The 14,271-nt window shown below is 59.2% G+C and carries 11 protein-coding genes; 9 read left to right on the plus strand and 2 right to left on the minus strand.

From position 1 onward, the window contains the following. Positions 1-76 precede the first annotated feature (76 nt). Positions 77-1,285, minus strand: a complete 1,209-nt coding sequence (locus tag GYB81_RS18735) for an ammonium transporter (RefSeq protein ID WP_161867668.1) — start codon at positions 1,283-1,285, stop codon at positions 77-79. Between the two features lie 372 nt (positions 1,286-1,657). Here GYB81_RS18735 and GYB81_RS18740 point away from each other — a divergent pair, with 372 nt between their 5' ends. The 7 genes from GYB81_RS18740 (at position 1,658) to GYB81_RS18770 (ending at position 9,391) form a co-directional block, all read left to right on the plus strand. Further along, positions 1,658-1,975 carry an ElaB/YgaM/YqjD family protein gene (locus tag GYB81_RS18740; protein WP_161867667.1) on the plus strand — a complete coding sequence of 106 codons (318 nt, stop codon included), beginning with the start codon at positions 1,658-1,660 and terminating at the stop codon, positions 1,973-1,975. A gap of 8 nt (positions 1,976-1,983) precedes the next feature. Continuing rightward, positions 1,984-2,343, plus strand: coding sequence for a phage holin family protein (locus tag GYB81_RS18745; RefSeq protein WP_161867666.1), 360 nt, complete (start codon positions 1,984-1,986; stop codon positions 2,341-2,343). Next, positions 2,340-2,636, plus strand: a complete 297-nt coding sequence (locus tag GYB81_RS18750) for a hypothetical protein (protein WP_161867665.1) — start codon at positions 2,340-2,342, stop codon at positions 2,634-2,636. The genes GYB81_RS18745 and GYB81_RS18750 overlap by 4 nt, the downstream gene beginning before the upstream one ends. Positions 2,637-2,732: 96 nt before the next feature. Continuing rightward, positions 2,733-3,896 (plus strand): EAL domain-containing protein, encoded by a 1,164-nt coding sequence (locus GYB81_RS18755; RefSeq protein ID WP_161867664.1) that lies wholly within the window; start codon positions 2,733-2,735, stop codon positions 3,894-3,896. A 72-nt stretch (positions 3,897-3,968) separates the two neighbouring features. Beyond that, complete coding sequence (locus GYB81_RS18760; RefSeq protein WP_161867663.1) at positions 3,969-5,300, plus strand: deoxyguanosinetriphosphate triphosphohydrolase; 1,332 nt, start codon at positions 3,969-3,971, stop codon at positions 5,298-5,300. A 6-nt stretch (positions 5,301-5,306) separates the two neighbouring features. Then, positions 5,307-6,371 (plus strand): FUSC family protein, encoded by a 1,065-nt coding sequence (locus GYB81_RS18765; protein WP_161867662.1) that lies wholly within the window; start codon positions 5,307-5,309, stop codon positions 6,369-6,371. 68 nt (positions 6,372-6,439) lie between these two features. Beyond that, complete coding sequence (locus GYB81_RS18770) at positions 6,440-9,391, plus strand: HD domain-containing phosphohydrolase (RefSeq protein ID WP_161867661.1); 2,952 nt, start codon at positions 6,440-6,442, stop codon at positions 9,389-9,391. Positions 9,392-9,526: 135 nt separating this feature from the next. Here GYB81_RS18770 and GYB81_RS18775 read toward each other — a convergent pair whose 3' ends face one another. Continuing rightward, a complete protein-coding gene (locus GYB81_RS18775) occupies positions 9,527-9,808 on the minus strand; it encodes a 50S ribosome-binding protein YggL (RefSeq protein ID WP_161897933.1) in 282 nt (93 codons plus the stop codon). Positions 9,809-9,899: 91 nt separating this feature from the next. Here GYB81_RS18775 and GYB81_RS18780 point away from each other — a divergent pair, with 91 nt between their 5' ends. Beyond that, the gene (locus GYB81_RS18780; protein WP_161897916.1) at positions 9,900-12,206 is read left to right on the plus strand and encodes a hypothetical protein; all 2,307 of its coding nucleotides are present in this window, start codon (positions 9,900-9,902) and stop codon (positions 12,204-12,206) included. Beyond that, positions 12,184-14,268: an integrase gene (locus GYB81_RS18785; protein ID WP_161897917.1), complete on the plus strand. Its 2,085-nt coding sequence runs from the start codon at positions 12,184-12,186 to the stop codon at positions 14,266-14,268. The genes GYB81_RS18780 and GYB81_RS18785 overlap by 23 nt, the downstream gene beginning before the upstream one ends. Positions 14,269-14,271 lie beyond the last annotated feature (3 nt).

Consider the following 14,271-nt stretch of genomic DNA (forward strand, 5'->3'; position numbering starts at 1 on the left):
CTAGATTTTCACACAGTCTGAAATGCCCGGTTTTTTATTGGCCGTTAAGGCGCTGATCGGGCAGCGCCGACAGGTATCAATCCTGACTCATCGCACCGATCTTGTGAATCGACAGGTCGGCGCCGTTGTACTCCTCTTCCTGGCTCAGGCGAATGCCCAGGGAAGTCTTGAGCAGGCCATACACCGCAAAGCCACCGACCAGCGCGATCACCACACCCAGCGCCGTGCCGATCATCTGGCTGGCCAGACTCACGCCACCCAGGCCACCGAAGGCTTCGAGGCCGAAGATGCCGCAGGCGATACCGCCCCAAACGCCACACAGACCATGCAACGGCCAGACGCCGAGCACGTCGTCGATCTTCCACTTCACCTGAGTCGCGGTGAAGGCCCAGACGAACAACGCGCCGGCGATCGCACCGGTGACCAGGGCGCCAATCGGATGCATGAGGTCCGAACCTGCGCAGACCGCTACCAGGCCGGCGAGCGGGCCGTTGTGCAGGAAGCCCGGGTCGTTACGCCCAACCAGCAGCGCGGCGACGGTGCCGCCGACCATGGCCATCAGCGAGTTGACCGCCACCAGCCCGCTGACGCCTTCGAGCGTCTGCGCACTCATCACGTTGAAGCCGAACCAGCCGATGATCAGGATCCACGAGCCCAGCGCCAGGAACGGGATGTTCGAGGGTGCCATGGCCACCAGCTTGCCGTCGCGGTAACGGCCATTGCGGCGACCGAGCAACAGCACCGCGCCGAATGCCAGCCAGCCGCCCATCGCATGCACCACCACCGATCCCGCGAAGTCATGGAAGCCGGCGCCGAAACGCGCCTCCAGCCAGGCCTGCAGTCCGTAGTTGCCATTCCAGATCATGCCCTCGAAGAACGGATAGACGAACGCCACGATCAACACCGTGGCGCACAGCTGCGGGCCGAACTTTGCGCGCTCGGCTATGCCGCCGGAGATGATCGCCGGAATCGCAGCGGCGAAGGTCAGCAGAAAGAAGAACTTCACCAGGCCATAGCCGTGGTTTTCGGTCAGCACCGCGGCCGGCTCGAGAAAACTGATGCCATAGGCGATCCAGTAACCAATGAAGAAATACGCCAGCGCGGAAATGGCGAAGTCCGAGAGGATTTTCGATAGCGCATTGACCTGATTCTTCTGCCGTACCGTGCCCACTTCGAGGAAGGCAAAACCGGCATGCATGGCCAGGACCATGATCGCACCCAGCAGGATGAACAGGGTATTGGAACCGTGGATCAGCGTGGCCACGGCGCTGTTGATGTTTTCCATCGAGGAAGAAAACTCCGGAGGCAGAAGAAAAGGCACCAAACCAAGGCACACCATCGAAAATGCGCACCACAATGCAGCCAAGCCACCGCGTGCGCCCTCGAAAAGTGCTTTCGGGCGGCCCTAAAACAGCGCCACCGAAAATCCTCTGATCGGTACTAATCTCTTGTTAATCAAGTGGTTATACGCGAAATGGACCATCCTGAGCCGCACCCGAAAAGCCCCATCGCAGGGCATTTCCCGGCCTTCGCGCACCAGCAAATAGCAATCGCTATACCAAATGCCGAACCGGTCACTCAGCGACTATTCTTTCGGAACCCTTGCGCCGCAGTGCACTCGTAAACCATACATACCCAACGCAGAGGACTGCTCGCCATGCCAAACAAAGCCGCTACTTCAAGCACCAAGGACGCCTTGCTGGATGAATTCCAGGCTCTGGTCAGCGACACCGAGAAGCTCCTGCAACACTCGGCCAGCCTGGCCGGCGAACAGGCCGAAGCCCTGCGCGACGATATTCGCAGCAGCCTGAGTCGCGCCCGCGAAACCCTGCATGATGCCGAAGCCAGCTTACGCCAGCAGGGCAAGGTCGCCGTCGACGCCACCGAAGAGTACGTTCACAAGCATCCATGGCAGGCTGTCGGCTTGGCAGCCGCTGTCGGCCTGGTGTTCGGCCTTATGATGAGCCGTCGTTGACAGCGCCCATGTCCAAGGACTCTTCAGCCCGTCGTCTGGGAGCAGCGCTGCTCGGCCTTTTGCAAGGCCATATCGCGCTGCTGGCCCATGAACTGGAAGACCAGCGCAACCAGGCACTGCGTGCTCTGCTGCTCGGGGGCCTGTGCTTCAGCTTTGCTCTGCTTCTGTTGTTCGGCTTGTCCGTTCTGTTGCTGGTCATCTTCTGGGACAGTCACCGCCTGGCAGTGGCCATAGGGTTGTGCGTGTTCCATGGAGCGGGCCTGCTAGCCTGCGGTACCTGGCTGGTGCAGAGCCTGCGGCACGCTGAAGCGCCTTTCAGCGCGACGCTGGAAGAATTGCAACGAGACAAGGAGCAACTGTTGCCATGACCACTCCAACCATGCCACCAGGCGCTTCGCCGCGCGAAATGCGCAAGGCCGTGCTGCGCATGCGCCTGGAGATGCGCCGCCAGGAAGTTCGCCATGAGGCGTTGCAGCTCACCAGCCCGCTACGTCAGGCGCGTGACTACGGACAACGCCTGCGTCAGGGCACTGCACCAATCTGGCTCGCAGGTGGCGCGGCGACGCTGACCGCATTGCTGGTTCGCAAGCGGGGCATGCGTAGCTTGTTGCGCCTGGCACTGCTGGTCATTCCGTTGCTTCGGCACCGTCCCATGAGGTAGCAAATGCGGCCACCCTTGCGAGGAGTGGCCGTAATCTTGCTTGGTCGAGCAGTCTGCCGCTTCACGCGGCCAACTGCTCGCAGCTAAGGACATTCAGTGCTCGACGGACAGCCATTCGCCGTCTTCCAACCCTTCATCGACACGGCCACTGGCCGCATAGCTGGCGTCGAAGCGTTGGCCCGGCTGCGCGATGGCAGTGGACGGGAACACTCAGCCGGGCATCTCTTCGCCGATCCGAAAACGCCCACCGCAGCCCTGCGCCGCCTGGACCGCCAGGTCCGCGAAGATGCGCTGCAGCGCTTTGGCGAAGCCCCCGGCGACTGGTTTCTCAGCCTGAACATTTCGCCGCGCTGGATCAGCCTGTTGCGCCCTGCCCAACCCCTTCCCAGCCTGATTCAACTGCAGCGCAGCCGTATCGACCCCGCGCGCATCGTCTTCGAAATAACCGAACTGGGCGGCGCCCGCCAGCGCCTGTCCGATGTGGTCGCACGCTACCGCGAAGCCGGCGCGCGAATCGCGATCGACGACTTCGGCGCCGGCTACTCGCAGCTCGACCGCGTGCTGGCGCTGCAGCCGGACATCCTCAAGCTGGACATGCGCCTGTTTCAGGAAGCTGCGCGTGGGGGCCCCAGCGGCGAAGTGGTCAAGGCCCTGGCGCAGATGGCGGAGAAGACCGGCTGCTGGATCATCGCCGAGGGGGTGGAAACCGAAGCCGAGCTGAACTTCGCCCTCGAGTGCGGCGCGCGCTACGTGCAGGGTTTTCTCTTCGCCAGGCCCGAGCGGGAGCTGTTCGCCAGCGACGCCTTCGTCGGCCGCTTCGCCCGCCTGCGCGACTGTTATGTGAAACAGAAACTCGCTGAGCGCGCACGCCTGGTCAACCTGCGCCAGCAGTTGAGCGAACTGATGGCCGAACTGCGGCCCTGGGCGGAGAGCGGCGCCCCTACTAGCGGCCTGCGCGCGCCGGACAGTTATCCCTGGCTGCTGCGCACCTATCAGTGCGATCGCCACGGCACTCAGCTGACGCCGAATCTGGAGTGGCGCCAACAGGCCTGGCACGCCGATGACCGCTACCTGGGCCACAACTGGTCATGGCGCCCCTACTTCTATCAACTGCTGGCCGAAGGCTGGGAAGAGCGGCGCCTGACGCTCTCCACCACCTATCGTGACGCCACCACCAACCAGTACTGCCTGACAGCGGGTCAGTTCATCGATCACGGTCGCCGGCTGCTCCTGGTAGACATCGACGCCGCCGGTCTGTAGCCAACACGGGGTTGCAGGCAGCGGCACGAACAACCAAGCTAGGGGTCTGGATCAACCTGGCGAGGATAGGCCTTGGATTGGCACACCCTGCTCACCCGCGAACGTCTCGGCAAACCCGCTCCCAGCTCGGCAGAGCTCGGACGCAGTCCCTTTCATAAGGATCATGACCGCATCATCTTCTCCGGCGCCTTCCGACGCCTGGGACGCAAGACGCAGGTGCATCCGGTTTCCAGCAACGACCATATCCATACCCGCCTGACCCACTCGCTGGAGGTCAGCTGCGTAGGCCGCTCCCTGGCCATGCGCGTCGGCGAGATGCTGCGTGACGAACTGCCGGACTGGTGCACACCCAGCGATCTGGGCATGGTCGTACAGTCCGCCTGCCTGGCCCATGATATCGGCAATCCGCCGTTCGGCCATTCCGGCGAGGACGCCATTCGCCACTGGTTCCAGCAGGCCGCCGGGCGCGGCTGGCTGGATGCGATGAGCGATGCCGAACGCGCCGACTTTCTTAATTTCGAAGGCAACGCCCAGGGCTTTCGCGTCCTCACTCAACTCGAATACCACCAGTTCGACGGCGGCACGCGCCTGACCTACGCCACCCTCGGCACCTATCTAAAGTACCCCTGGACGGCCCGTCATGCCGACGCCCAGGGCTACAAGAAACACAAGTTCGGCTGCTACCAGAGCGAACTGCCGCTGCTCGAGCAAATCGCCGCCAAGCTCGAACTGCCGCAACTGGAGCCCCAGCGCTGGGCACGCCACCCGCTGGTCTACCTGATGGAGGCGGCGGATGACATCTGCTACGGCCTGATCGACCTGGAAGACGGCGTGGAGATGGAGCTGCTCGACTACACCGAAGTCGAGACGCTGCTGCTCGACCTGGTCGGCGACGATCTGCCGGAGACCTATCGCCAGCTAGGTCCCAAGGACTCGCGCCGGCGCAAACTGGCGATCCTGCGCGGCAAGGCCATCGAGCACCTGACCAATGCTGCGGCCGGTGCCTTCGTCGAGCAGCAGCAGGCACTGCTTGGCGGCGACCTGCAGGGCGATCTGGTGGAACACATGCACGGCGCGGCCAAGCGCTGCGTGCAGAGCGCGAAGTCTCTGGCGCGGGAGAAGATCTTCCACGACAAGCGCAAGACGCTGCATGAGATCGGCGCCTACACCACGCTGGAAATCCTTCTCAATGCCTTCTGCGGCGCGGCGCTGGAACAGCACAGCGGGCGCACGCTGTCCTTCAAGCACCGGCGCATTCTCGATCTACTCAGCTACTACGCGCCGGAGCCGGGCTGGCCACTGTACCGCTCGTTCATGCGCGTGATCGATTTCATCGCCGGCATGACCGACAGCTACGCTACGGAGATGGCGAGGGAAATGACCGGCCGCTCGAGCCCGGTCTGACGACACATGAAGAACCTGATTCGCAACAGTTTCACCTGGCATGCAGGCCCGCCGGCTTGGGGCCCGGCGGTGGTCGCCGGGCTGGGTTGTGCCTTGCCGCTGCTGCTCGGTCTGTTCACTGCCCATAGTGGTTTCCTCTGGGCCTCGGCCGGCGCCTTCCAGGCCGCGCAGGCCAATCCACTGCACCGCTTCGGCATGTTGCGCATGCTGCTGCTCACCGGTCTCGGTGCCTGCAGCGCCGGCCTGGGGTTCTGGGCCGGAAGTCACCCGCTGGTCAGCCTGGGTATTTTTGCCGCCTTCGGCCTGCTGCTGGCCTGGCTGCAGCGTTTCGGCAGCGAGGCCGGCAAGCTGGGCATCGGCCTGTGCATCTGCCTGTGCCTTGGCCAGGGACAATTCGGCATTGGCAATCTGCACAACCCCTACGCAGTGGCCATGCTTTTCATCCTCGGCGGGCTGTGGGTGATGTTGCTCGCCTTCGGCCTGCGCGGCCTGCATGGCCTGCGTATGTGGCCGTACATGCCGCGCTTTCTCGCCATTCTCAAGGTGCTCAAGCGTCACGCGCAGCGCCTGCCACGCCAGCAATGGCGCCTGCATGCGCTGGCCTGCATGCTGGCCTTCGCCGCCTCCGGTCTGATCGTCAACCTGGCTGGTCTGTCGCGTGGTTACTGGCTGACGCTCACCGTGATCAGCACATTGCAGCTGGAGTTCCGCGGCAGCCTGGTACGGGCGCTGCAAGCCAGCCTTGCCAGTCTCGCCGCCGCCGGCCTGCTGATCCTCTTCGGTCATAGCTTGCAAAGTCCGCCGATGATGGTGATGACCCTGCTGGTGCTGGTCATCCTCAGCCGCGCGCTGCAGGCCAATCACTACGGCCTGTTCGTACTGCAGACCAGCCTGTGCTTCGTGCTTCTGGCCGAAAGCCTGTCACAGGACTGGCACCTGGCCGAGGTACGCCTGCTCAACGCGCTAATCGGTGTCGCCCTGACCCTGACGGTGGCGCTGCTGGTACATGGCCTGCGCCTGCAGCTGAGAAAGCCAGACAAAACCGAGGACGGTTCGCAGCAGCCCTTATAACGTTCCGGCAGATTCGCCCACTCTTCACTATGCTGTGCAAGCACGCAGCGCCCAAGGAGTGAAGTGCGATGCTAAAGCCCGCCGTAGCGCGTGAACGCCGTTTCCCCCTGCATGTCCATATCAGTGTCCTGTTCACACTTCTGCTGCTGTTCACCGGTGTCGTGCTGGGTTTGTTCAACTACAAGCAGACCAGCCGGCTGATCTTCTCCAGCAGTTCGACCCTCTTCGAGCGCATCCAGCACGACGTAGAGCGCGACCTGGACAGCACCTACCGGCCCATCCGCCACCTGCTCAGCCTGCTGGCGCTGCATCCGGCTACCCAGGCCGACACACTCGATGAACGCCTGAAAATGCTGCCGCTGTTCGCCCAGGCACTGCGCGACAATCCCAAGCTGGCCTCGATCTACCTCGGCTACGAAGATGGTGATTTCTTCATGGTCAGACCGCTGCGCAGCGAAATGCTCAAGCAGCGCTTCAACGCACCGGACAAGGCCGCCTATCAAGTCTGGGCCATCGACCGCAGTAGCACGGGAACCGAGAGCGACTACCTGTTCTATGACGGCTCGCTGAACCCGCTGACCCGCCGCCAGAATCTCAGCGAGCCCTACGATCCAAGACGGCGCGAGTGGTTCAAGCGCGCCCGCGACGATGGCGGGCAAATCACCACAGCGCCCTATCTGTTTTTCTCCACTCAGGAAATCGGCACCACCCTGGCCAGACGCAGCGGCCTGACCACCGTACTCGGCGCCGACCTCACCCTCGACGACCTTTCGGCTACGCTGGCGACTCACCGCGTCACGCCCAACAGCCAGGTGGTGCTTGCCGACGGCGACGGTAACGCGGTGGCCTATCCCGAGAGCAACCGTCTGCTAAAGGAGGTCGACGGCAAGGTGTCGCTGGTCAAGGTCAGCGAGCTCAACCCGGCGTTAGGTGAGCTGCTGTCCGGGAACCTCAACGAACAGGACGAGGGCATCATCGAACTGGCCAGGCAGCGCTGGGCCATGGCCCACCGGCACATTCAGGAAGGCGGCCCACAAGGGCTTCACCTGGCGCTGCTGGTGCCCGAGCAGGAGTTGTTGGCCGAGGCCTATCGCATCCGCTGGCAGGGCGCCCTGATCACCCTGACCACGCTGCTGCTGTGCCTGCCGCTGGGCTGGCTGACCTCGCGCCTGGTGGTCAAACCCCTGCGCAGCCTGGTGCAGGAAGCGCAGGCGATCCGTCGCTTCAACTTCAGTTACCCGGCCAGCGGCCGCTCACCGATTCTCGAAGTCGACCAGTTGGCGGTATCGATGGGGAGCATGAAGGATACCCTGTCGAGCTTCCTCGATATCGCTGCCAGCCTTTCCGCGGAAACCCATTTCGACGCGCTGATCAAACGGGTGATGGACGCCACAGTATCGATCAGCGATGCCCAGGGCGGGCTGCTCTATCTGCTCGACAACGACAGCGGACGGCTGGAGCCCCAGGGACTGGTGATCGACGGTCAGAGCCGCAGCCTCGCCGAACTCGACCTTCACGCCCTGACCCACGACGACCCGAGCCTGCCCACCTGGCTGCAACGCCCGGCCAGCGGCGGCGAGAGCATCGCCACCTCCATCGGCTTCGATCAGGCAGGCAAGTTTCAAGGGTTGCTATCGGCGATGGACAGTCCGCGCCTGCATCTGATCGCCACCGGCCTGCACAACCGTCAGGGCGACACCGTGGGTGTGCTGGTGCTGCTGCAACGTGATAATGGCGAGGACAGCGAAAGCATGCTCAGCCCGGACCGCGTGGCCTTCGTCGAAGCGGTCTCGGGCAGCGCAGCTCTGTGCATCGAAAGTCAGCGCCTGCTGGCCAGACAAAAGCAGTTGCTCGATGCCTTCATCCAGCTGATCGCCGGCGCCATCGACGCCAAGAGCCCCTATACAGGCGGCCACTGTCAGCGAGTGCCGGAGCTCACATTGATGCTGGCGCGAGCCGCCGCCGAGAGTGAGGCCCCGGAGTTTATTGACTACGCCCCCAGCGACGAGGAATGGGAGGCCTTGCATATCGCCGCCTGGCTGCACGATTGCGGCAAGGTCACCACCCCCGAATACGTGGTGGACAAGGCGACCAAGCTGGAAACCCTGTATGACCGCATTCACGAGGTGCGCATGCGCTTCGAGGTGCTCAAGCGCGATGCCTGGATCGCCTACTGGCGTGGCCGCGCCGAAGGCGGCGACGAAGCAGCACTGGCCGCACAACGCGATCAGTTGCTGAGCGATCTGGATGAAGAATTCGCCTTCATCGCGCGCATCAACCAGGGTGGCGAGGCCATGGCCGAGGCCGACCAGGCGCGCCTCGAGCAGATAGCCGAACGCCGCTGGCTGCGTACTCTGGATAACCGGCTGGGGGTGTCCTGGGAGGAAGCCAAACGCCTGGAGCGCTCTGCGCCGGCCGGTCTGCCGGTGGAAGAGGCGCTGCTGGCTGATCGTCTCGATCACCTGATCGAGCGACCGGCTCAGGAGCTGATCGCGACGGACAACCGCTGGGGCTTCAAACTGGACGTGCCGCAACACAAATTCAACAGGGGCGAACTGCACAACCTGAGCATCACGCGCGGCACGCTGACCACCGAGGAGCGCTACATCATCAACCACCACATCGTGCAGACCATCCTGATGCTCGACCGCCTGCCCTTCCCCAAACACCTGCAGAGCGTCACCGAAATCGCCGGCGGGCACCACGAGAAAATGGACGGCACGGGTTACCCCAAGCGCCTGACGCGCGAGCAGATGAGCCTGCCGGCAAGAATGATGGCGATCGCCGATATCTTCGAAGCTCTGACAGCGGTGGACCGCCCCTACAAGAAGGGCAAGACGCTGTCGGAAGCGCTGAACATCATGGTTGGCATGTGCAAAGGGGCGCACATCGACCCCGAGCTGTTCGCCCTTTTCATCCGCAGCGGCATACATCGGCGTTATGCCGAGCGCTTCATGCAGCCCGAGCAGATCGACGAGGTGGACGAGCAGGCAATACTGGAAAAGGCGGGAGTTCTGTAGGAGCAACTGCGCTCGATAGGCCTTACAACGCCTCGGTTCGCGAGCAGAGCTCGCTCCTACAACCTGGTAGTCGCCTGAGTTGGCCGAAAGCCTGTCCAGGCAAGCGGCGCCGGAGAACCCGGCGCCGAATAGCTATCAGGCCTGGTTGATCGGATTTTCCGGATACCAGACGTCCAGCAGCGGGCTGATCTCGTAGTTCTGCAGCTCGTCACGGCCCTTCAGCCAGGCTTCGACGGCGGCGCGCTGCTCCTCGTTGACCGAGCCACGCTTGGCCAGGCAGACCAGACCGTAGTCCTCACCACCTACGTAGTCCAGGCCATTGCCGGCAATAGCCTGATCGAGGAACTGATCGACGAAAGCGTCGAGGGTCTGGTCGCTCAGGTCGGCCTTGAAGTTCAGGGTCAGCTCGAAGCCCAGCTCTTTGCTTTGACTATTTTGAGAACATTGTCATTATCTTCTAAACAGCTCTGAAACGATTGATTCAGACGCCAATGGAAGCGAAAGAAAAATGACAATTATCAAAAAAACCCAAGCTATCCGCTATCACCCTTTGGCTGCAATCGACCCAGAGTTGGCGAATCTGATTATCCAAGGGGCAGCCGACCACCAAAAAAACTTCGGTCTCAGAAAATACAGCGTCCACGCGTCCATACAACTGTTGGAGGCCTACTGTGACATTACCGGCCAACGGATCACCATGGACACGGTCAGAAGCCCCTGTATCGAGGGAATCTTGCGTGGATTTTCCTCCGCGATGGCAGGCAATGCCCTAGTGGAGCTTCCAGAAAAAAAGCGTGAAACCTTATGCCGTTGCCTCTATCAATCGCTCACTACGGCTCTAGCGCAGCTTCCTGAAGCTCACGTTTTTTCCTGGAACTTCTCCCTGTTCAAACCAGATGCAAGCGTGTGCGCGAAGATTGCTTCGGCTAATGAGTACAAACGTTGGTACTGGAAAGGTTGGTCAATCCTGCGCCCGGACGAAACTGGTGTGTACGTGCGGCTCGCCCAGCTCGTAGCCCCTTATGGGCGGGTATTTGTAGAGGCCATCTTCGCAGAAATTGAAAGGTACTTCCGTGGTCGACCTGCCGCATTTCGCGTTGAATGGAACTACATGTTCGACTATCTCGGTGAGTACCACACCATGTGGCCCCGGAGCACCTTCAAAACCGAGGCAGGCGTGAAAAGTTTCATACAGGCCTTTACAGTTGCTTACTTCAGAGAAGCAAAGGAAGCCCAGAAGGATGCAAAATCACAAATCAAAAACTGGGGCCGATTTATAACGTCGATTGAGAAGTGCCTATGCAAAACTGGGGTATGGGCAAAGCTAACCTCACCAATCAAGCGGCCACCACCGTCAACCAAGCATGGATCTGAAACCAAACTAGAAGAGCGCGAAGGCGGACTGTTTGTCCAAGAAAAGCTACTTACGAGCATTCCCCTTTACGTAACCGATTCAGAAGCCGTTGACGTACTGTTTTTCCACATCAAAAATGATCTTGCCACAGTTCGTAACTGGGCAAGCCACCAGGTTGCAGACCTGAAATCCCGACAGGGCCGTCGTGTCTTGCTCGCTCAGAGCGGCACCCCGATCATCGAGCACCAAGGCCGGGGAATCGTAAATCGGTACACACTGGCTGACATCTGCGCGACACTGGAGGCCGCCGACTCTAAGGTACCATCAAGTTTCCTTTGTAAGATTTATAACCGGCTCACCGGCGAAAACTGCGATGCCGCAGATCTTGCCAACATTTACGGGTTACCCGTTACAGGAAGTCTGTTCCCGCTTCAGTGCCTGTTAGTGCTTGAGCATCCTGAAATCACGACCGAGTTTCTAAAGAGCTTCGAGCTTTACAATCAGCAAGGTCAATTGGTGGGATTTAACGAAGAGAAGCGCCTACTAACTGGATACAAAGACCGCAAGAAGCCAGATGTTCGGGAGCAGGTCATCGAGCTCAATGACACTTCTTTCAACATAGTGAAGGATATTATCGAGATCACTAGCTCTGGACGGGGAAAGCTACGCGCGCAAGGGAAAGACAGCTATCGCTACCTATTTATCACTTCAGGGAAAGCCTTCCACTTCAATCAGGCCGATGTAACCATCTGGAACGAACATACCTTTCGTAACAATTCTAGCTTACGCGAACAACTGATCACACAATTCAAGCCTCACAGCGACCTGCCGGTTACCGAGCTGGTCGAATTCATCAAACGAGTACGATTAACCAAGATCCGGGCATCTAGGGCTGTAGAAATCTTTATTCATAGTAAAAGTAGCGAAGCCATGTCTAAGGCCCTCGGCCATGAGCACTATTACCCAGATCTGCTCAGCCACTACCTACCGGACGCGCTATTGGCATTCATCAAAGCTCGGTGGATCCGGATCTTTCAGAAAGCTCTCGTCTGTGAAGCCATGAAGGATAGTCCCCATCTCCTCCGAGTGACCCGATTCAACACCATGGATGAACTGGATGCCTTTCTGGATAACCACCGAATTAAAGAAATTCCGTACCAAGCTTCCGATCCTGAGCGCACAGAACGCCGGGCAATTACCGAGGCTAGTGAGGCTGTTTTTTCTATCGGCGTGCCGTTCCTGGCTTCTTTGCTCTCACTTGAAGCAGCAGTCAAAACCTCCACTGATCGGGCCCGCGTATGCGGCAAAGCGGAATACTGGGCGTCATTTGCAGACAAAATTAAATCTGAAATCACAAGCGGCTATAACCGCCTGCTGAAGCAACACCTAGATGCTGCGCTGAAACTAGTTGATGCGAAAAAGATGGAGGCATTGATCTATGTCCCTGCTCACTGGGCGTGAATCCAGCACCGGGTATGAATTTCTCGATGACTTTGTGATAACAAAACTAGCGCCTCATACGTCAGCACCCTGGCTGCTAAGTGACTTCTATAAGCATCGCTGGGCAATTCAGGCCAACCAAAAAAAACCCATAGAACTCGATTGGACGGTACATCTTGGGGATGGCAGTCTATTGACTGAGGCCAAGAACGAAAAATTATTACGGTCGTTGCAACACCTGCTCATAATTGGTGCGAACGGAGTCAATGAAGAGTTTTCCACGCGCGCACCCGTGACCCAAAACATGCGTCTGTCATGCACGTTAAGACTCATTGACTACCTGTTGATACACTCAAGAAGGCTTGGCCTTATCAAGTTCGGCCTTGGCGCCTTGAGCGCCGATGATTTGAAAGGAATTCTCAACCATCTTGCCTCTACTTCATGGGCTGAAGACTCCGTTTATGCATGGCCTGAACGCTCATCGGCGTTCTGCAATGCTCAGCTGTGCAATCTCAGCGATAACGAGGCCGAGATAATCTTTGCCAAGTATCCAAGTATGTTGGAGGTGAGCGACGATGAGTGTGAGAATCTCAAACTCGATATCACCGTGGCTGATATCCCGAGGATTCGTGCGGCACTCATGAAGGCTAATCTGTACTACGGGAATAGTAGCAATGGCTACAAGGTAAGCACAAAAGCACTTTCGGAGCGCATCTACTCAGACACGTTGCGTGGGCGACAAACGCCAAAATCGGCTCTCGAAGTACTTAATTTCTACCCCAACGAAATCAACTACAAGCGCGAGTATCCAGGGGTCAGAGTCACCACAGGCGAGTCTGATATCCTCCAAGACACCGTGTACTATTACTATCGGTACGCGCTCGTGAATAGCGCGGCACTCAATACGTTAGGGTTATCCGCCCCCGCAGATACCAACACCATCACAGAGTACATTCCAAAACTCAACGAATCCTCCCGATTCAGAAGCGTGCCGTCAGACAACCTGTTGAAGCTATTCCGCCGCAGTGTGGAATTCCATGTCGAACATGGGAGGAAGATCCTGAACGGTTTCATCAGGGTGGCAGCGCGTAGTCACGCTCAGAATATCTCAATGACCCAACAATCCAAAGAGGACTTTTTGAGAATTATCGGCCCGGAGCTCGCTAACTTTGGCGTCAAAGAGTTAGGCCTATCCAGCAACCGCAGCACCAATAATAAATCTCCTCGAAAAGGCAGCCGGGAGCAGTACTTCCAGCACCTGCGCGCCAACCACGGACTGCTTGAGCTGGTATACGTCTACCTGGGCAGCATACAGATGGTCGTTGGGATGATCATGGCGCGACGCATTGACGAGTTGGTCACTCTGGACGCTGCGAACTGCTTGGACAAAAGCAAATCATGGCTCGTCTTCAACTTGGAGAAATCCACCCGCGACGCCTTGGGAATGCGGCAGCGTGAATCTCGGCCTATTGACGCCATTGCCGTGGAAATGATCGAGGAGCTTCGCCGCTTTCAAAAGCTGCTCAAGCGTCTCCGGGTTATCGACGATCTGACCAGCCTCTTCGCGACCCCATCGTCGCTGGGGCACAAAGGATTACAGGACTGCTCGCTTCACCTGTACAACCGCCATCTGGACTTCGCCTGCGACTACTTCGAAAGCGATATCACTGCTGACGGGGAACGCTACTACGTACGCCAGCACCAACTGCGCCGCTTTTTTGCCATTATGTTTTTCTACACCAATAGCTTCGGCGAGTTGGATACCCTTCGCTGGATGCTCGGACACCGCGACATTGAACACGTTTGGCACTACTTGACCGAGTGCCTAGAGCCCAAAGATCTCAGGGGCGCGGGCGCCCGCTATTTTGCTGACCTCGCCAAACACGAACGGTTAGACAATTACCAGAATTTGCAGGATCTGCTGTTTGCGGAATTCAGCACCACCAAATTCTCCTTGGTCGACGAGCAAAAAATCGAAGACTACCTTTCGGCGATGCTTGAAGAAGGGAAAGCTCGGATTGAGCCACAATTCTTCAACGATGAAAATGGTAAATCCATGCAAGTTCTATTCATTGTTAGCTGAGAA

This window comes from Pseudomonas yangonensis (assembly GCF_009932725.1).
GTDB lineage: Bacteria > Pseudomonadota > Gammaproteobacteria > Pseudomonadales > Pseudomonadaceae > Aquipseudomonas > Aquipseudomonas yangonensis.